The sequence below is a fragment of the Limosilactobacillus reuteri genome (assembly GCF_020785355.1).
GTDB classification, from domain to species: Bacteria; Bacillota; Bacilli; order Lactobacillales; family Lactobacillaceae; genus Limosilactobacillus; species Limosilactobacillus reuteri_I.
Window position 1 is genome coordinate 58,104 of sequence record NZ_JAJGVH010000061.1, and the last position, 18,879, is coordinate 76,982.

The 18,879-nt window shown below is 36.1% G+C and carries 17 protein-coding genes and 1 other RNA gene; 3 read left to right on the plus strand and 15 right to left on the minus strand.

The features are described from left to right. Positions 1–8 precede the first annotated feature (8 nt). From LMB56_RS02335 to LMB56_RS02345, 3 genes are all read right to left on the minus strand, one after another. Positions 9–2,048: a right-handed parallel beta-helix repeat-containing protein gene (locus LMB56_RS02335; protein WP_229283657.1), complete on the minus strand. Its 2,040-nt coding sequence runs from the start codon at positions 2,046–2,048 to the stop codon at positions 9–11. A gap of 19 nt (positions 2,049–2,067) precedes the next feature. Next, the gene (locus tag LMB56_RS02340; RefSeq protein ID WP_229283656.1) at positions 2,068–3,567 is read right to left on the minus strand and encodes an MFS transporter; all 1,500 of its coding nucleotides are present in this window, start codon (positions 3,565–3,567) and stop codon (positions 2,068–2,070) included. A 149-nt stretch (positions 3,568–3,716) separates the two neighbouring features. Continuing rightward, positions 3,717–4,652 (minus strand): AraC family transcriptional regulator, encoded by a 936-nt coding sequence (locus LMB56_RS02345; RefSeq protein ID WP_153702687.1) that lies wholly within the window; start codon positions 4,650–4,652, stop codon positions 3,717–3,719. 265 nt (positions 4,653–4,917) lie between these two features. On the opposite strand from LMB56_RS02345, the gene LMB56_RS02350 reads away from it, so the two are divergent. Continuing rightward, positions 4,918–6,315: a sugar porter family MFS transporter gene (locus tag LMB56_RS02350; protein ID WP_153702688.1), complete on the plus strand. Its 1,398-nt coding sequence runs from the start codon at positions 4,918–4,920 to the stop codon at positions 6,313–6,315. A 99-nt stretch (positions 6,316–6,414) separates the two neighbouring features. Further along, entirely contained in the window at positions 6,415–6,714 is a 300-nt protein-coding gene (locus LMB56_RS02355) for a hypothetical protein (RefSeq protein WP_229283655.1), read from the plus strand. 62 nt (positions 6,715–6,776) lie between these two features. Here the strand turns inward: LMB56_RS02355 and LMB56_RS02360 are convergent, their stop codons facing one another. The 3 genes from LMB56_RS02360 to LMB56_RS02370 form a co-directional block, all read right to left on the minus strand. Next, positions 6,777–7,958: an ROK family transcriptional regulator gene (locus tag LMB56_RS02360; RefSeq protein ID WP_107720666.1), complete on the minus strand. Its 1,182-nt coding sequence runs from the start codon at positions 7,956–7,958 to the stop codon at positions 6,777–6,779. A 99-nt stretch (positions 7,959–8,057) separates the two neighbouring features. After that, positions 8,058–8,267 carry a hypothetical protein gene (locus LMB56_RS02365; protein WP_003666488.1) on the minus strand — a complete coding sequence of 70 codons (210 nt, stop codon included), beginning with the start codon at positions 8,265–8,267 and terminating at the stop codon, positions 8,058–8,060. A 76-nt stretch (positions 8,268–8,343) separates the two neighbouring features. Next, positions 8,344–9,702: a glucose-6-phosphate isomerase gene (locus LMB56_RS02370; RefSeq protein ID WP_229283654.1), complete on the minus strand. Its 1,359-nt coding sequence runs from the start codon at positions 9,700–9,702 to the stop codon at positions 8,344–8,346. A 180-nt stretch (positions 9,703–9,882) separates the two neighbouring features. Here LMB56_RS02370 and LMB56_RS02375 point away from each other — a divergent pair, with 180 nt between their 5' ends. After that, a complete protein-coding gene (locus tag LMB56_RS02375) occupies positions 9,883–10,497 on the plus strand; it encodes a sugar O-acetyltransferase (protein ID WP_229283653.1) in 615 nt (204 codons plus the stop codon). 73 nt (positions 10,498–10,570) lie between these two features. Here the strand turns inward: LMB56_RS02375 and LMB56_RS02380 are convergent, their stop codons facing one another. The 9 genes from LMB56_RS02380 to LMB56_RS02420 form a co-directional block, all read right to left on the minus strand. Then, on the minus strand, positions 10,571–11,431 hold the full coding sequence (locus tag LMB56_RS02380) for a GRP family sugar transporter (protein ID WP_102816611.1): 861 nt from the start codon (positions 11,429–11,431) through the stop codon (positions 10,571–10,573). Between the two features lie 167 nt (positions 11,432–11,598). Further along, on the minus strand, positions 11,599–13,086 hold the full coding sequence (locus tag LMB56_RS02385) for a sensor histidine kinase (RefSeq protein ID WP_122481908.1): 1,488 nt from the start codon (positions 13,084–13,086) through the stop codon (positions 11,599–11,601). Beyond that, a complete protein-coding gene (locus LMB56_RS02390) occupies positions 13,086–13,805 on the minus strand; it encodes a response regulator transcription factor (RefSeq protein WP_229283652.1) in 720 nt (239 codons plus the stop codon). The genes LMB56_RS02385 and LMB56_RS02390 overlap by 1 nt, the downstream gene beginning before the upstream one ends. A gap of 142 nt (positions 13,806–13,947) precedes the next feature. Continuing rightward, positions 13,948–14,321, minus strand: a transfer-messenger RNA (tmRNA) gene (gene ssrA, locus LMB56_RS02395). Positions 14,322–14,413: 92 nt separating this feature from the next. Next, positions 14,414–15,025: an aggregation-promoting factor gene (gene apf, locus LMB56_RS02400; RefSeq protein WP_003667504.1), complete on the minus strand. Its 612-nt coding sequence runs from the start codon at positions 15,023–15,025 to the stop codon at positions 14,414–14,416. A 322-nt stretch (positions 15,026–15,347) separates the two neighbouring features. After that, positions 15,348–16,154, minus strand: coding sequence for a Cof-type HAD-IIB family hydrolase (locus LMB56_RS02405; RefSeq protein ID WP_229283651.1), 807 nt, complete (start codon positions 16,152–16,154; stop codon positions 15,348–15,350). Further along, a complete protein-coding gene (locus tag LMB56_RS02410; RefSeq protein ID WP_003666470.1) occupies positions 16,147–16,614 on the minus strand; it encodes a MarR family winged helix-turn-helix transcriptional regulator in 468 nt (155 codons plus the stop codon). The genes LMB56_RS02405 and LMB56_RS02410 overlap by 8 nt, the downstream gene beginning before the upstream one ends. A 10-nt stretch (positions 16,615–16,624) precedes the next feature. Further along, positions 16,625–18,490 carry an acyltransferase family protein gene (locus tag LMB56_RS02415; RefSeq protein ID WP_153702695.1) on the minus strand — a complete coding sequence of 622 codons (1,866 nt, stop codon included), beginning with the start codon at positions 18,488–18,490 and terminating at the stop codon, positions 16,625–16,627. Positions 18,491–18,551: 61 nt separating this feature from the next. Further along, positions 18,552–18,863, minus strand: coding sequence for a hypothetical protein (locus tag LMB56_RS02420; RefSeq protein WP_019253915.1), 312 nt, complete (start codon positions 18,861–18,863; stop codon positions 18,552–18,554). Positions 18,864–18,879 lie beyond the last annotated feature (16 nt).

The window sequence follows — 18,879 nt, forward strand, 5'->3', positions numbered from 1 at the left end:
TTTATTATTTAAAATAATCTTTTTTGAATTTCTTCTGCGCCAGCAAATGGCCCAGCTGTCACTTTAATTCCTTCTCGACGAGTACCAAAGAAATCAGTGTTAAATGTAATTGGAGTACCATCAGGGTTTTCATATTTTTCTTCCGGTTCAAATGCCATCATGATTGTATCAGTGGAAATAACACCATCTGTTTTTGCAGGTACAACGTTAAAAAGATTAGTTTTAAGAAATAGTCCTTCATCTCGTTGTTCAAGTTTTAATTGAATTTTTTTATCAGAGATAATGGCATCTTTTTCCATATTACATGGTTCTGCACCATTAAAGTAAATATTGCCTGCGCTCCAAATTGGCAAATGGTTATAATAATGGTCACTATTAGGTGCATAAATTCCACAATACCCATCAAATTGTTTCTTCCATTCTTCAAATGTTGGATAGTTATCAAATGGTTTTGTACCAACCGTAAAGTTATAATCATCCCAATCATCTGGTTCATCTTTCTTCATATCCGCTAGTTTTTGCATTTCTGGGCGTAACTTTTGTTGAACAAAAATATTATTGTAAAATTTGTTATCTCCATGTTGAATGGTCATAAAGCCCATTACCTTAGTACCGTGAATTTCATGATATGGTGTAAATCGATTAGACGGTAATTTAACAGAATTGTTATCAGTACCACGTCCAGTTGCTGTAAAACTTCCTGCAATTAAATTATGAACAAATGCTACCCCTTGAGCTGCTAAACGAACAGATCGATCAGAAAGCAAGAGATTATTATCAATCAATGTTGGCCCATGAGAAACTTCAATCCACATATCTTCACCGAGGCCAGACAAAACATCACCTAGATTATCTTTTGTAACTTTAAAGTCATTTGGTAAACTATTATGATCAAACACATTTTGAGTTACTCGTGTTCCTTGAGCCTGCCAGTCCAACCATAAGCCTCGAGTACAATGATGAATATGATTATGACGATATGTTACGTCAATTGCAGCGTGCATCTTAATACCGCCTATTTCAGCACCTGCAAGATTCTGACGAACGTTAATATCATGAATATCATTATCTTCAATCAAAGAAAATACTCCGCCTAAATGACCAACGATACCGGTTTGACCACAGTCATGAATATGATTTTGACGAACAATATGAGACCCAACATGCTCTTTATCCCATCCCTCATAAGAAGCTTGACAAATGGCATCACGTTCTGTTTGGGTACCATCTTTATACTTCCATTTTGACCATTTATTATCATTATTGGGTTGAAGATACTTTCCTAATGAAATTCCTGAACACTTTGAATGGGAAATATCACATTTTTCAATAATCCATCCTTTTGACCAGTGAGGCCCTATCATCCCCTCTTGGTAAGCTGTTGGTGGTGCCCATTGAGTTGCGGCTTTGGTTACACCGAATCCCGATAATGTAATATATCCTACCCCTTCTGCTTGAGGATAGAAACAATTCTCGCGAACATTAATTTCTACATTTTCTTTATTGGGATTATTTCCCTGGAAATTAGCATAAATAATTGTTTCGTTATTACGATCATCTTGCTCAGTAAACCATGTGTATAAAGTATCATCGGGATACCACGATTTCTCATTACGGACTGGTTTTTTCACTTCATCTAATGAATTAACTTCATATAATGCTTTATCATTCAGATACACTTCACCTGTATGAGCAATAATACGTGCATCAAACCAATCACCATAAACTTTAGTGGTGTACGGATTATAATCTGCAAAAACACCATTAGGAATATTAACTTTCCAAACGTTATCATCAATCTTTTCCCAACTCGTTACTCGTTCTGCTCCGGTAATCACAGCACCCAAGTTTTCTGATGACTTATACGTAATTCGTTTACTTGAAGTTCCACTATTTTTGGGATTAACATTTTCCCGATAAATTCCAGGGGCTACTAAAACAGTATCGCCAGGCTGAGCAATATTGGCTGCTGCTTGAATTGTTTTGAATGGATGAGTCTTCTGGCCATTACCATCAATAGGTACGTTTTTATCTACATAAATATTCATAGTTAGATGTCTCCTTTAATTAGTTCTTAGTAGCATTTCTCTTGGCTTCAATTTCATGATTGATTTTGTCAACTTCTGGATCGCTTAAAGGATATTTGCTCATAACCCACATACCAATAACTGCTAAAACAATTGGAATCCAGATCATCGAAATAGATATACCAGTTAGTGCTGAGGCAGGCTGAGTAGTCTTTGTTCCATTAAAGTGACAAAAGGCATTAATATATCCTGGAATAATTCCCCCTAAGGCTAGTCCGATCTTAAAGAATAGCCCCATAATTGAATTGATAATCCCAGCTACCCGTTTCTTAGAATGCCATTCACCGTAAGATATAACTTCAGGAACAAGTGACCACATATAACCCGTAGCAGCAGTAATTCCCCATTGCATGATAAAACGCCCAATATATCCTAAAGTAATATTGTTTTTAAATGCTGGGAAAGACCAAATCCATAAAATTAATTGTCCAATAATAAAGAATGTTAAAAATAAGTAGAAAAAGCCTTTTTTACCAATGTTTCGGCGAATAAGCGGCCAAAGGAAGACAAGGAAAATTCCTGGAATCGAACCAATTAAATTAATTGATGCCATCCATTCTGAATGACCAATATTATATTGCAAGAAAAATGGCCATACCGTATTACCAAAAAACATAAACGTAAAACTGATTAAGAAGAACCAACCCAAGACTTGAAGTGGTTTATTTTCAATTAATTCGTTCCATAAATCAGAAAACTTAACTGATTTAGTTTCTTCTTCTGTTGGTAAAACCCGTTCTTTAATTCCAAAATAAGTACATAACAACATGATAAATCCAATTATCATATAAACTATCATTACTTTGAAATAAGCATTAGCAGCATGAGGAGAAGCATAATTCCCTAAATCTAATCTGATACCAAACAAGCCAATACTTTGTAATTTCTTATCTGGAGATGCTAATTGAACAAATAGTGGTAAGAAAGTATACACTAATAGGTTCCCAATATTCGCTTCTGTCATTCGAACTGTTGTTAAAGTTGAAACTTCATCATTATCGCGTGTTAATGATGCATTTAATGATCCATATGGAATATTAACAAATGAATAAATTAATGCAGTAGCTAAATACATAAAGAATGCATAAAATACATTTCCACGAACAGCAGGAATTGGTAAGAAAAGCAGTGCACAACAAATTGTCAGTGGAATTCCAAAGTAAATTAAAAATGGCCGATACTTTCCACCATGTTTAAAGTGACTCTTGTCAACAACTGTTCCAACCCATGGGTCCCAAAAAACATTTACCCAACGTACGATTAAAAAGATTGTTGCCCCAGCGGCTGCGGAAATTCCAAATACAGTAGTGAGATAGAACAATAACATTGAACCAATTGTTCCAAAAATTAAGTTCTGTGCTAAATCCCCTGCTCCATAGCAAATTCGTTCACGCCATGAAAGTTTTGCAAATTCATTTACTTTTTCTTGAGAGATAGGTTTCTCTGTCTCACCAATTTTTCCAGTTGGTACATTCTCCATTTGATTTCACCCTTTCAGTTTATCTCATGTAAGTTAGTTGTATAAACTGACAGATATTTCCATCTGAACTAATTGTATCCGCTTTCATAAAAAGAAAATAGACCATATACTGACAAGTATTTGTCAATTTATGATCTATTTTTACTCACCTATTCAAAATATCCTGTTTGATTTTTTGACCTTACTGAGCGTTTTTTTATAATTTGCTTACGATATTCACTGGGCGAATATCCGGACCATTTCTTAAACTGCTTACTAAAGATTGAAACGTTAGCTGCACCTACCATATAAGCTACTTCTTCAATTGAATTTCCAGAATATTCTAAGAGTCGTTGAGCCTTTTTATACTTTTCACGATCAATAAAATGCAAGGGGGTTGTACCATAAACCTTCTTAAAAACTCGATGTCCATACCCACTACTAATTCCTAACTCTTTACATAAATCACTAAAGTTAAAGGATGGCTTTTCATCATCGTTATTAACTCGGTTTTCAATTGCAATTACTAAGTCACGACTAATCTGTGCTTCCTTATTAGAAAAAGGAAGCGAGCTGTTGTGGCTATATTTCTCTTTAATTAATGAATTAACCTGCTTCAAATATTTTAGTAAAAGTATTTCAATTTCGACTTGAATACTAAAATCACTAGAAAGGCTTTTATTACGGCAAAGCTTAACAATTCCATTTAACATTTTTTGAGACGCTTTTGCTAACTGTGAGCTTGCTGGAATCAACTGGTTACTAATTAAACTAATAATTTGTGATCGTAGCTGAATATCCTCAAAGTCAAAATGTAAACACATATATGTCATTGGGGCAGTTTTACTCATATTACTATTAGTATGTAATGTACCAGGAGCAATAATAATCCCATCCCCTGGTCCCAAAATCATTGAATCGTGGTCACGAATCTCTGTTAATTGATAGCCATCAATTACTATCATTACTTCAAATACTTGATGCTTTTGTTCAAAAAAGCTCCAACCACCATTAACAGTGTGTTGATGCCCTCCAAACATATATAGGCCTGACTCAATTGTTGGAATAGATATAAACTTTTGCAAAATTACTACCCCTTTCTTCATCCGTATCTCCTATATATGTATATTATCACTTATCTTCATTTTGATTGTTAGCGCTTTTTATAACTTGTTTTTGTCATTTTATGATCGATACACAATGTATAATTCAATAAATTTAAGAGACAAACAAAAAAGAAAGCACTTTCAAAAAATAATAATAAATGTTATACTCTCTTATGAAGGTTAGTTCTTTATCTAAACTAACTAAATACAAACAACCAACTTACACTAATTATTGCTGTCTGTATATATAGTTAGGAGATTCAACATGAAACATAAATTATCAGCAAGTTGGATTTACTTCTTTGCTGCTTTGGGTGGTTTGCTTTTTGGATATGATACTGGATCAATTTCAGGTGCTATCCTATTCATCGAAAAGCAATTATCACTGAACTCTTGGCAACAAGGATGGGTTGTTTCGGCAGTTCTTGTCGGTGCTATTATTGGAGCGATTACAATTGGCCCCTTCTCAGATCGATTTGGACGTCGTAAGTTGCTATTATTAACATCTATTCTATTTTTCATCGGAGCTTTGGGTTCAGGCTTAGCTCCAGAATTTTGGACTTTGATTTTTACACGAATTATCCTTGGTTTAGCTGTTGGTGCTGCTTCTTCGTTAATTCCAACCTATTTAGCCGAATTAGCGCCGGTCGCTAAGCGTGGAATGATGTCAGGAATGTTCCAATTCATGATTATGTCTGGTTTACTTCTGGCATATATCCTTAACTATTCTCTTCAAGGAATATATACTGGTTGGCGATGGATGCTTGGTTTTGCGGCACTTCCAGCAGCAATCCTATTTATCGGGGCAATTATCCTTCCCGAATCTCCACGTTACTTGGTTCGTAATGATAGAGAAAACGTTGCGCGCGAAGTTCTTATGACAATGAATAATAATGATGCGGATGTTGTTAATGGAGATATTGCAAAAATTAAGAAGCAAGCAGAAATCGTTTCTGGCGGATGGAAGGAACTATTCGGGCTAATGGTTCGTCCAGCTTTAATTGCGGCTGTTGGTTTAGCTATTTTTCAACAGGTAATGGGCTGTAATACAGTTCTTTACTATGCACCAACTATTTTTACTGATGCTGGTTTTGGTGTTCATTTTGCCTTACTTTCCCATATTTGGATCGGTATCTTTAATGTTATTGTAACCTTTATCGGAATCTACCTTATGAATAAAGTTAGTCGCCGTAAAATGTTAATCGTTGGTGGTTGGTTAATGGGGATCACTCTCTTTATTATGTGCTGGGGATTAATGTATTCTAGTGATTCAAAATTTGCTGCCGATATCGCTGTTATTTCAATGGTTATTTACATTGCCTCTTTCTCCGGTACTTGGGGTCCTATTATGTGGACAATGATTGGTGAGATGTTCCCACTTAACATTCGTGGTCTTGGGAATTCTTTTGCTGCTGGTGTTAATTGGACTGCTAATGCAATTGTTTCATTAACATTCCCTCCTCTACTAAGTCTCTTTGGTAAAGGTACTCTCTTTATCGGTTATGGAATCTTTTGTCTTCTTGCTATTTGGTTCGTCCACTCCAAGGTCTTTGAAACACAAGGCAAGTCTCTGGAAGAAATTGAACAGTGGCTACGAACTCAAGCATCAAAGAAGCAAAAAGATACAGCACCAGAAGCTACTTCAATTCAAAAAGAAAATTAATAAATTTAGTCAGACTGGATAACTGGTCTGACTTTTTATATTTATAAATAAAATTATGATATACTGAAATTAGAATCAACGATGGGAAGGAGAAAGTTAATGATAGCATATAAGAATTGTAGTCCAAGTGAGCTCAATTATACTTTAGGAAATGGCGGAAACGTCACAATCAAGGTTAATGGAAAAACCATTACTCTTACATTTAAAGATGTTCCGGCAGAAAATCCTAAATATATGAATGTTAAGATTTTTTCTGATCCTAAACATATAATGGCATCGATGGTAGTCGACGCATATCTAAAAGATGATAAAAATGATGCCAACGTTAATCAAAAAGTCAAAGAAAAATTAGCAAACTGCATTAATACAGCAGTAAGAAATCGTTTCGGCCTTATTTAAAAATTAAGAGTGTAAGTAAAAACTTCTATGGTTTCGATAATAAGTTTTTACTTACACTCTATTTAATTAATATTTTTTACTTCTTTTGGCCATCGAAAATGCAGTAGATAATCATCTAATCCTAAGGCACGATGAATTGCTAATGAACTTGCTCCCAGTAAAGAAGTCATTCGTGAACCTTTTATCATTTGAATTGGAGAAAAGATTCCTAATTCTACAAGTCGATCTCGTACCATTTCATACATTACAGGCAAATCTTCGAATAATGTTGAATTAAAATATATTTTTTCTGGTCCATAAGAAACAATCGCATTATAAGAAACTTCAGCAATCAACTGCGCTGCATGATTTAAGATCTGTTTTACTTGATCGTCTTCGCGGTAGAGTTTAACTAAATCTTCACTCGTAAGTTTTGTTAAGTTTTTGGCATTTATTACTTGTCGGATAATGGCATCTTCTGAACATAGCGATTCTACCTTAACAAGTTGTCGTGACCCGCTGTCTAAATCATTTGTCATTAAACTGCGGCCAATTTCGCCAGCCATCCCGCGATAACCTCGATACAGGTTATGACCAGCAATAATACCTACACCAATCCCCCGATGAATGCTAATTGTAATTAAATCGCGTGTCTCTTGGTTAGTTCCAAAATCTTGTTCAAATACTGCCGATAAATTAGCTTCGTTTTCTAACACAACAGGAACATTAAACTCTTTACTAAAATACTCTTCCAAGTCTATCCCTTGTAGTGCTAAGAAAGGTGAATCTATTATTTTATTATTAAACACTATTCCATGTATTGAAAAAGCAATAGCTAATAGCCCATGTTGAGTTGAATCAACTTGCTGAAGTTTTTTTATCTCTTCTTTTATCATTTGCATAATGTTTAAAATATCAAATTTTTCTATTGGTTTACGATTATATTGAATAATCTCACCATTAAGATAATTAAACATCGAGGCCATATATGATGTCCCAATATTAAAACTTGCAACATATCCATAATTACGATTTAAACGGACAAGGTGAGGCTTTCGACCACCACTACTTGTTGATTCTCCTTGTCGCACTCCTTCAATAAATCCATCTTCATTTAATTCATCGTATATTGACGAAACAGTTGATTTATTTAAATTGAGTTGGCGTGCTATTTCTGCTCGTGATGTTTCAGCATTATTAAATAACTGTTGTAATACGAGTTTTTTATTTTGTATTCGGGAAAGGTTACGATGGTCATTTATCATTTTTATCCTCTGTGCATTTTATAATTTTATTTATACTAATAGTGTACATATTCCAGTACCTTATGAGTATATTATAACATAAAACGGTTTATTAACTAATCACCTATTAATGTATAAAATTTTAAATTCTAAATAACACCACAAGATAATTAGTAAAATACTATAAGCGGCAGAAAGCCATACTACATATTTTAAGAACGCCAAGATATGAAAAACAGTTAATATTTGCAGACAAATTGTTAAAACAATCCATACTACTAAATGATCTTTTACCCGATCCCGATGTTCAATTAATTCTTCTTTTTTCATAAAAATACTCCAGATAAAAGGAGAGAATAGCTATGTCGTAACAGCTATTCCCCTTCTTGATTATATTTAATTTATACTAATCGTTCTTATCCATCTTAGCTCGTAATTCTTTACCAATTTCTTCATATCCTGGCTTACCAAGCAATCCAAACATGTTAGTCTTATAAGCTTCAACACCTGGTTGGTTAAATGGATTAATACCGTTTAAGTAACCTGAAATTCCCATCGCAACCTCAAAGAAGTAAATAAGGTAACCTAAAGTATATTCGTCTTCTTGTGGGATATGAACAGTCATCACCGGTACTCCACCATCAGTATGAGCAGCAACTACCGCTTCATAAGCCTTGGTGTTAACGTAATCCATTGTCTTACCTTCCAAGTAGCCTAAACCATCAAGATTATCTGGTTCTGTTGGAATTTCCATGTCATAATTTGGCTTATCAAGCTTAACAACGGTTTCCATTAAGAAACGGCGACCTTCTTGGATGTATTGACCAAGTGAGTGAAGGTCGGTTGTGAAGTTAGCTGAAGAAGGATAAATTCCCTTTTGATCTTTTCCTTCTGATTCCCCAGCTAATTGTTTCCACCATTCCGCAAACATCCGCATGTTAGGCTCGTAGTTTTCGAGTAATTCTGTTTCATAGCCCTTACGATAAAGAATGTTCCGGTAAGCAGCGTATTGGTAGGCTTCGTTCTTGGTTAGATCAGGATCAACATAATCCTTTTCCGCTTGTGCAGCCCCTTCCATCAGCTTATCAATGTCCGCACCAGAAGCAGCGATTGGCAAAAGACCTACCGCAGAAAGAACTGAATAACGTCCTCCGACCCCATCAGGAATAACAAAGGTTTCATAGCCATGAGCATCTGCTTCAGTCTTTAAGGCACCCTTAGCCTTATCAGTAGTAGCATAAATCCGCTTATTAGCTTCATTTTCACCATACTTCTTAATTAAAAGGTCCTTAAAGATTCGGAAGGCAATTGATGGTTCAGTGGTTGTTCCTGACTTTGAAACAACATTGATTGAAAAGTCTTTGTCATCAATTAATTGGATCAAGTCATGAACATAGGTTGAACTCAAGGAGTTACCAGCAAAGACTACCAATGGAGCTTTCCGGTCTTTTGCCTCTTGAGCTTGATAGAAAGTATTGTGTAAGAAGTCGATTGCCATTTGGGCACCAAGGTAAGAACCACCAATCCCAATAACAACTAAAACATCTGAATCACGTTGAATCTTATCAGCAGCCTTCTTAATACGGGCAAATTCTTCTTTATCATATTCAGTTGGTAAATGGAGCCAATCACGGAAGTCGGCGCCAGCACCAGTCCCATTCCGTAATTCATCATTAGCGGCGTTAACCATTGCTTGCATTTCACCAAGTTCGTTTTCATGAACAAATTGCTTTAATGCGCTACTGTCAAATTTAATGTGTGTCATTCCAATAGCTTCTTTCTATTTTTATTTTTTAGACATTTAAATGATAGCGGATAATGAAGTCGGTTTCAATCAGAACTAGCAATTTTTTCTCATTAATGAAAATTGACAATTTAAGGTTAATTAGGCATACTGGAAATACACAGCGTATCCGCTTACATAAATTGAAGGGAATAATTATTCATGGATAAAAATACTGAAAATATGTTAGCTGGGAAACCTTATCGTCCTGGAACACCAGAATTAAATAGATTTTCTCACCTTGCTCATCGTCTTTGTCGTGACTATAATTTAACAACCGATGAAGATACTGTTGAACGAGAAATGATTATTGATCGCCTATTTCCTCAGCATGACAACGGAATATATCTTCAAGGACCTATTCATATTGATTACGGTCGTTTTACCAAAATAGGTAAGAATTTCTATGCTAATTTTAACTTTACCATTTTAGATACATGTCCTGTTACTATTGGAGATAACGTAATGTGCGGTCCAAACGTCTCGATCATTACAGCCATGCATCCCCTCATGTATCAGCAGCGTAATATTCGGCAACAAGCTGACGGTCAGTTCGATGACGTTGAATATGGCAAACCAGTTACAATTGGCGATAACTGTTGGCTTGCAAGCAATGTAACAGTTTGTCCGGGCGTAACAATCGGCAATGGTTGCGTTATCGGAGCAGGTACAGTCGTTACTAAAGATATTCCTGATAACTCCCTTGTCCTTGGAGTTCCAGGCAAAGTGATTCGTCCTATTACTGAAAAAGATCACTTGGAAAATTTTCCTTATTAAATAATAATTTCGATATTAAAAGACCTTCATCAAAATCCGATGAAGGTCTTTTTAAGTTTAGTTTTAATATAATTTAAGCAAAAATAGTTAAAATACTTCCGGCAACAATAAAGATGATTCCGGCAATTGTAAATGACATTTCCCGCCGAGTCTTGTGTTCATGAAGAACTAAGATACCACCAATTGTTGCAATAATAACGTTCATTTGCGTGAAGACAAAGGCCGTATTAATTCCTAATGCCCGTCCAGCAAAGATATAAGCTAAGGCCGCAATTCCCCAAGAAATACCACCCCAGATATTGAGGTATTGTTCCTTTTGCTTGAAGGAATCAATATTTCCTGAACAAATAGCATAAATAACAGATCCAAGTAAAATACCAAGCATTTCTGGAAGGAAAATTCCTAAAGAACTATCATTAGCAACCATTGGCATCTTGGGGAAGGCTGAGTAAACCCAGTAACCAATTGTAGTAATAAGTAAGAAGAAGAAGTTTTGAACAGTAATCTTCTTCCCAGTACTTTCATCAGAGACAGAGGTCATCAAAGCCCCAACAATAACGATTGCTAAAGCGATAAATCCAACAGTAAGGGCACGTGCTCCACGCCATTCTCCAAAGATAATAACCCCAATCAAAGAGTTACCAACTAATTGAAATACTGTCGATAGTGGAATAGTGTTTGAAACACCCATCCGCTTAAATGAAACGAATTGTCCAATTTGACCAATTGTCCACAAAGCCCCACACAGTACTGAGAACCAGAATCCAGTCGTTGTAACAGTTGGGTGGCCGATAATAAATGCAACCAACCCAACAATTGTAGCACCGGCACCAATACCAAACATTTGGTTAATCGTTGAACCACCGATCTTACCAGTGATCAGTGGCATAATCCCCCACCCAATCGCAGGGATTAAAGCAAGTAAGTAGTTCATAAAAAATTCTCTCCTATCAATCCGTAATATTATTACGAGATATAAGTGTATCATAAGGTAAACGCTTCCACAAGCGCTTTCTTTAAATTTTTTTGGATTATAAAAATTGGTCTATAAAAAAGAAACGCTTTTTATCAGCGTTAAAGCGTTTCACTCAAATTATTGGCTTACTTTTTATCTTTATTATTTGTAGGTTGAATATTATGAGGAGCATATTCACGATCAGGGAAAAAGATTGTAAATGTCGTCCCCTTACCATACTGACTTTTTACGTCAATTTTCCCTCCATGAAGGAGAACTAACTGCCGTACAATCGCAAGTCCTAAGCCGGATTCCCCGTACTTAGTATTCATCCGTGAACGATCAGCCTTATAGTATCGTTCCCAGATATTTTCAAGTTGTTCAGGAGTCATCCCAATCCCATTATCTTGAACTTCAAATTGACTTCCCTTTTCCACACGTTTTCCACGAATGTCAATAATTCCGTTATCAGTGAATTGGATTGCGTTTTGAATGATATTGAACATAATCTGCACAAACCGATCATAGTCTGCATATACTCGTAAATTCTTTTCCACATCTAAGTGCAGAGTATCTTTCTTCTCTTTTGCCTTTTTCGATAACTGCTCTCGTAAATTTTCGAGTACTGCTGATGCGTCAAATACTTTCCGTTCCATCGCAATTTGGTTAGTGCGAATCTTTTCATAATCCAAATTATCATTAACCAAGCGAATTAAACGGCGAGTATCGTTCTGCATTAATTGAATACTATGCTTTTTGTCCTCTTCTGGAATCGCATCATACTGTAACCCTTCAAGAATGCCATTAATAGTTGTTAATGGCGTCCGCATTTCATGGGCTGCATTGGCCATAAATTGTCGTCTCCGCTCCTCTTGCCGACGAATTTCTTGTTGCGATTCACGTAACGAAGCGGTCATTTGGTTAAAACTCCGACCAAGGTCTGCCACTTCATCACGCCCATTATCATCCACTTCAACATTGTAATTTCCTTGGGCAATTTGGTGAGTAGCCATCCGTAATCGATCAATTCGTTTGGTAATTGACCGTGCCAAGAAGTAGCTAACTGCAAGCGTTACAAGACTAGCAGTCAGTAATGCCATTATTAAGTTAATCTTTATTTGATGCATATTTTGCTCAATCGTCGATACAAAGGTTGCAATTGATACTACCGCAATCATCTTCCCCTTATAGAAATATGGTCGTGAAACTTCGGTCATTCGTGGAGAAGCACCCTTCGATACTCGTGAATTAATTTTAGGAGTAATTAGTTTAGTACAAACGGTTTCTCCTTTTTTTAATTTTTTCCAATCACTTTTACTCATACTCGGAGCAAAGCCATTACTGGCAAAGATTTTCCGGTGAGTTGTATCGTAAATCGCAAAGTGGACATTTTGACGTGTTAAAAGATTGGCATTGCTATTTAATGATTCTGTAGCAAACCCTTCAAAACTTTGGGTTGCCATATTGTAACGAATAGAATCCTGAATTAAACTATCAGAATAACTTTTCAATTGTTGCCACGTATTGTGATACATAGTGTTGTTAGTCACATTGATAAACGAAATACTAACAATCACCATTAGCGTCAAAATAATCGCAAAAAATGAAAGCATCAACCGATACATTAATTTCATTAGTCGTTACCCTCATCATCAAACTTATAACCGACCCCCCATACAGTCTTAATCACTTGAGGTCCAATATTTTCTAGCTTCTGCCGTAACTTTTTAATATGGGCATCAACGGTTCGTTCATCACCGTAATATTCATAATCCCATACTAATTGTAAAAGTTGTGAACGGGTGAATACTTGACGTGGTTTCGAGGCAAGTGTCTTTAATAAGTCAAATTCTTTAGGTGTTAAATCACCAACCGGCTTTCCGTATAAGAATACTTCTCTTGTCTTAGTATTCATCTTAAAGTTCTTTGTTTGAATATCAAATGTATCGTCACTATCAGTCTCTTGAACATCCTCAAGTTTGTTTAAATGTGTTCGCCGATAAAGGGCCTTGATCCGCGCAATTAAAGTAATTGTACTAAATGGTTTGGTTACATAATCATCAGCACCAATTTCCAATCCCAATACCTGATCACTTTCAGTATCACGAGCTGTTAACATAATTAAAGGAACTGTTGGTGATACCCGTCGAATATCAGCTGCAACCTGCATTCCATCCTTTTTAGGAAGATTAAGGTCTAGCAAAATAATATCCCATTTATGAGGGTCAGCGTTAAACTTTTCTTCTGCTTCCACGCCATCATAAGCAAATTCATAGTGCCATTTTTCTTTTTTAAAAAACATTGCCATCATTTCACAGACAGAATGATTATCCTCAATCATTAATATTTCCATTTAATTCATTCCTTTATATTTTATCTGAACTCTATTTACTAATTTTTACATGAGAATATCTTCTTATGAAACCCCACTAATTATCCTAATATTTAGCATTAAAAAAGACTGCCATAAACCAATGGCAGTCCTTATAGGCATATAGTGGAGATGACGGGAGTCGAACCCGTGTCCAAGCATATCGCCATTTCAATCTCTACGTTCATATCTCAACTATTTAGATTTCACTAACCAAAACGCCGTTGATCAGGGCAACCATGGTTAGCTAGCTTGATTAATCTCTTCTTATTACTTCAAACGGGAGTAATAAGCGTAGTCCACTAAGTATAAAACCCATTGCCGCATCATGGACGAACCCGGAATGGATCTACGCGCGCTACTTGTTAGGCAGCGTATGCGTAAGAGTTTGAATTATTGTTTGCAGTTATAATTTAAAACTGAGCGTTTTTACGAAGACGCAACCTTCGAAACGCAATTGAAACTCGACCTATACCTGTCGAATCCATAAACATCCCCATAAGAGGTATACTTATTATACCACATTTGTACAAAAAAGCGAGACTATGAAGATCAGCTTCTTAGTCTCGTTTTGCTTTTTAGTTTAAATTTTAGTACCAGCCGTTAGCTTGCCAGTGAGCCTGAGCATTTTGCCATGAACCGTAACGACTTGCAACGTATTGGTCAGCAACCCGTTCTTGGTTAGCTGCTGAGTAGTCACCGTTAAGGTATGATGCTGATAATTGGTACTTACCAATGTATTGACCGTTAGTAGCACCGTAGTTACCACCAGATTCACGAGCGGCAATCCAAGCCTTAGCAGCAGCTTCTGAACCTGAAGCATTTGAAGTATAGCTTTGGCTAGCTTGACTTTGAGCTTGTTGAGGTTGTGCAGTTTGTTGTTGAGTAGCTTGAGTATTGTTGTCAGCTACATTTGCATTAGCTGCGTTTTGAGCGTTGTATTCTTGAATTTCACCATCGCTCTTGATGATTAACTTTTGACCAACGTAAATCTTGTTAATATCTTGAATATTGTTCTTCTTAGCAAGATCATTGACCATACTGTTGTCTTTTGCGAATTTGTAAGAAATACCTGAAAGTGTGTCACCACTTTGTACGGTGTAGATAGTGTCGGCATTAGCAGCAGTAGCCGTTGCACTAACACCTAAGGCCACTGCACCAAGAGTAGCAGATACTTTAGCAAAGTTTTTCTTAGAAATCATAAATTAAACAACCATCCTTTATTATTTAGCAAATTATCTTTTCCGTTTCAACACCCTATATATTACACTCTTAATATTACTAAGCTGTAACAGCACCATTTCTATTTACTACTCTCCGTTGGCTTTTTGTAATATTTTGTAATATAAGTTGTCAATTAATATGATTATAAAATTTGCAATCCCTTGTGCTAGTTAGCTTTTAGGGAGCCATAACTTTTATCGAAAATTCATTAAATAATAAATAAAAAAGAGTATTTTTTTAGCAAAAAATTCATATTTGCGCCAAAAACACTCTTTATTTTACTTTTTATAACAATCTTTATTACAAAAGTGTTGCAAAATAACGTTCACAATACCTTGCAACTCCATCATTATCATTTGTATCTGTAATTGCTGTCGCCACTGCCTTAACGTTAGGAAGACCATTTTCCATTACAATTCCTTGAGCCGCGGCTTCGATCATTTCAAGATCATTATCAGCATCCCCAAATGTCATTAAATTACTAAAGTCATCACCAAAATGATCCAGTAAGGCCTTCAATCCAACTGCCTTATTTAATTTTTTAGGTAAGAATTCCATTATCATTGGCTGGGATTGAACTGCGTGATAATGTGCTTTAAGCTCAGCTGGAAGTTCTTTTATAATAGGAGATAATTTTTCAGGTGTAATCGCCATTACAGCTTTACTATAAGTGATTTCAGGTACATCACTCATTGGTAAAACCTGAAATTCAATATTTTTTAAAACTGTCCGATAAATAGACCCAGGATAATCGTTTAGTTCATATACCCGTTCAAAGTCTAAAACATTGAGGGGAATCTTTTTTCGTTTAACATAAGAAAATAGTGGCAGTAAATCACTCTTTTTCATTCCTAATTCAAAAAGATGTCCACGTGATTCATTATTAATAACTAATCCGCCATTAAACGTAACTGTGTAATCATCTGAATCAGTTAAACCAAGCTGTTCAATATATGGCCAAATTGCATTGATAGGCCGGCCCGTACAAAGCACTACCTTAATTCCCTGTTGGTGTAATTGCTTTAAGACACGTTCATTACGTTGACTAATTTCTTTATTACTGTTTAAAAGCGTATTGTCGAGGTCTAACGCAACCATCTTAATCATTCTCTTGTTCCTTCTTTCGGATTTTCCCCTGAATTATTTGTTGATTAAAGTCTTCAAAAAGTGTTAAAAACTGATCAGCACGATCTTCACCATAAATTTGAACCCAATTAGCAAACCGGTGATTAATCCTCTGCCAAATCTCACTTTCGACATCCTTACCTTTTTTAGTTGCAACTAAGAACATTCGCCGTCGATCGGCTGGATCAGCTTTTTGTTCAACATATTTTTGCTGAAAAAGGACTTTTAATTGGCGAGAGACCGCACTCCTTGTTACTTGTCGTTGCTCGGCAATATCCATTAGTTTGATATTAGGATGGTTAATGATTTTTCGTAAAATCAAAAATTGTTCAAAAGATAAATTATATTCACTCGCCGGTTCAGAAATAAAGCTTTCGATGCCCTTTAGTCCCGTCAAGTAAATATTGATAGCTTTATCTAATAATTGATCTTCATGTGTCATTACTAACCTCCTATTTTTTTGTCAAGATCGTTTTTGCAATTAACCGTGCAAAATGATCATTTCCGCTTGGTCCCATATGCACATTGTCACTCGCAAACCAGTCAGCATGTCCTTGACTTGCCTTATTCCAATCGACCACATGGATATTCTTATGCTTCTTGGCTAAATCTTTAATTTCGTTATTAACTGTTTGCTGCCATGGCTTTGTTGGAACATGGGCAGTTACCCAATAGATTTGGTGTCCAGAGCCAATTGCACTTAAAATATCATCCAACGTATCTTGAGTCATCGGGCCGTTTGTTCCCAAATTTAAGACAACAATCTTGTTTAAATGCCCATCTGCCTTTAATTGTTTGATAACATCAGGAGCTGCAGAGCCTTGACGCCCAACTTGTGCATCAACATAAGCATTTGGCATTAATTTCTGAATACTATCTGCGGCATCTGCCATCACCGAATCACCGATGGCCGTTACCTTTAACTTCTGCGCTGCTTTTATTTGCGCCGGAGTTAAATCATACTGTTTCTGAAGCTTAGAAGTATTACCACTAGCTTCTGCAACATTATCACCCTTTGCAATCTTCTTATTGTGTTCTTCAGCAGCCTGATGATTTTGCTCTATCCGTTGCTGAACCGCTGTTTTCTTTGGTGCACGGTTTGGCTGGCAAAAACCGATAAATGCAATAACAACAACTAATGCACTTACCATCATTTTAGCCCCGCTTTGCCAACTAAAGTGATGCGTTTCTAACACATGCTGAAGATCAGCTGGTAATTTTGACCACTGATACTGGGCAAATGGTCGTTCAATTAACCGGTAAGAAACTTCACTTACTACTAAAATAATAATAATTTCCACGAATGCATTGAGAAGTGGATGATTGCCGACATTGATCAATCGTTCATAAAAGACCATAACGGGATATTGATAAACATAAATCCCATAAGAACGCTGCCCAACCCAATGAAAAACCGGATTTGTAAACCACTTGTTCATCCCCGCACCTGGGTGAATGATAGTAGCCATTAATATCATTCCAATAAAACTATAGAGAAACATTCCCCCGCGGTAGGTAAAGGCGGACTGCCCATTCAATGAGAAAAAGCCAACAATGGTCAAAACTGTTGCAATAATTCCTATAATATTAAGTAAACGGCGACTACTTACCTGTAAATTAGGCCGAAGTCGATTTAATGGCCACGCAAGCCCTAACCATGAGCCAAGTAAAAGTGAAAAGGCCCGTGTATCGGTTCCATAATAAACCCGATTGATATTTGCCGGGTCATAAAGAACAGCCATTTCTATTGCTGACAATACAGCCAAAATAAAAACTACTCGTCGTACATTCTGCAGCTTTTTAAAAACCACAAACAATAACGTAATAATCAGGGGCCACAAAAGGTAAAATTGCGCTTCAACCCCTAATGTCCAAAGATGGGTAAAAGGTGAAACGCCACCAAACTGATCAAAGTAGGACTGACCATGACTGATTTCCCACCAATTATATATCCAAGTTAAATTAGTAACAATTACTGCCCGAATGTTATGGAGTAGCTCTCGTGCAAATAATGTAATGTACGCTGTTGTTAAAATTAACATCGCAATTAATGTCGGATATAGTCTCCGAAACCTTTTTAGATAAAAATGCCCTAAATTAATATGACCACCATATTTAAGCTGCCGACTAAATTGATAGGTTACAAAATATCCAGAGACTAATAGAAAAAGTGGCACTCCTAAATAACCACCCATCAAAACATTGGGCAATAGGTGGTAAATAATAACTCCTAAGACAGCTAATGTTCGTAAGCCGTCAATTCCTGTAACGAAATAGTGCGACTTCATCCCCTGTGATGGATTAAAATTTGGCTTCATTGCCTAACCTCCACATTTTTATATCCATTTTTAGTACTACCAAATAACTCAGCTTCCTGATTTACCCAATATGATTTTCTTTTAAGATCGTTTGCACAACCTCTTCAATCTCTGAGGGACGCTTCCATTCTTCCCAATGATCCATTGCTTCAGTTTGCATCTTATAGTGAGTATTTATAAAGTGCTCATACTTTATAACATTTTTAGAATGAGGAATATTTAATTCTAAAATACGAACCTCTTTGATAAAATTTCGTTCAGCTGCTAATTCTGCACGACCATTTTGAACCATATTACCAATTTCATAATATTTTGAGCCGTCATTACGGGTAATTTCTTCAATTAACGTTAACGTTTCGTGTTGTTCTTCCACGTTGTTCTTCCCCTTT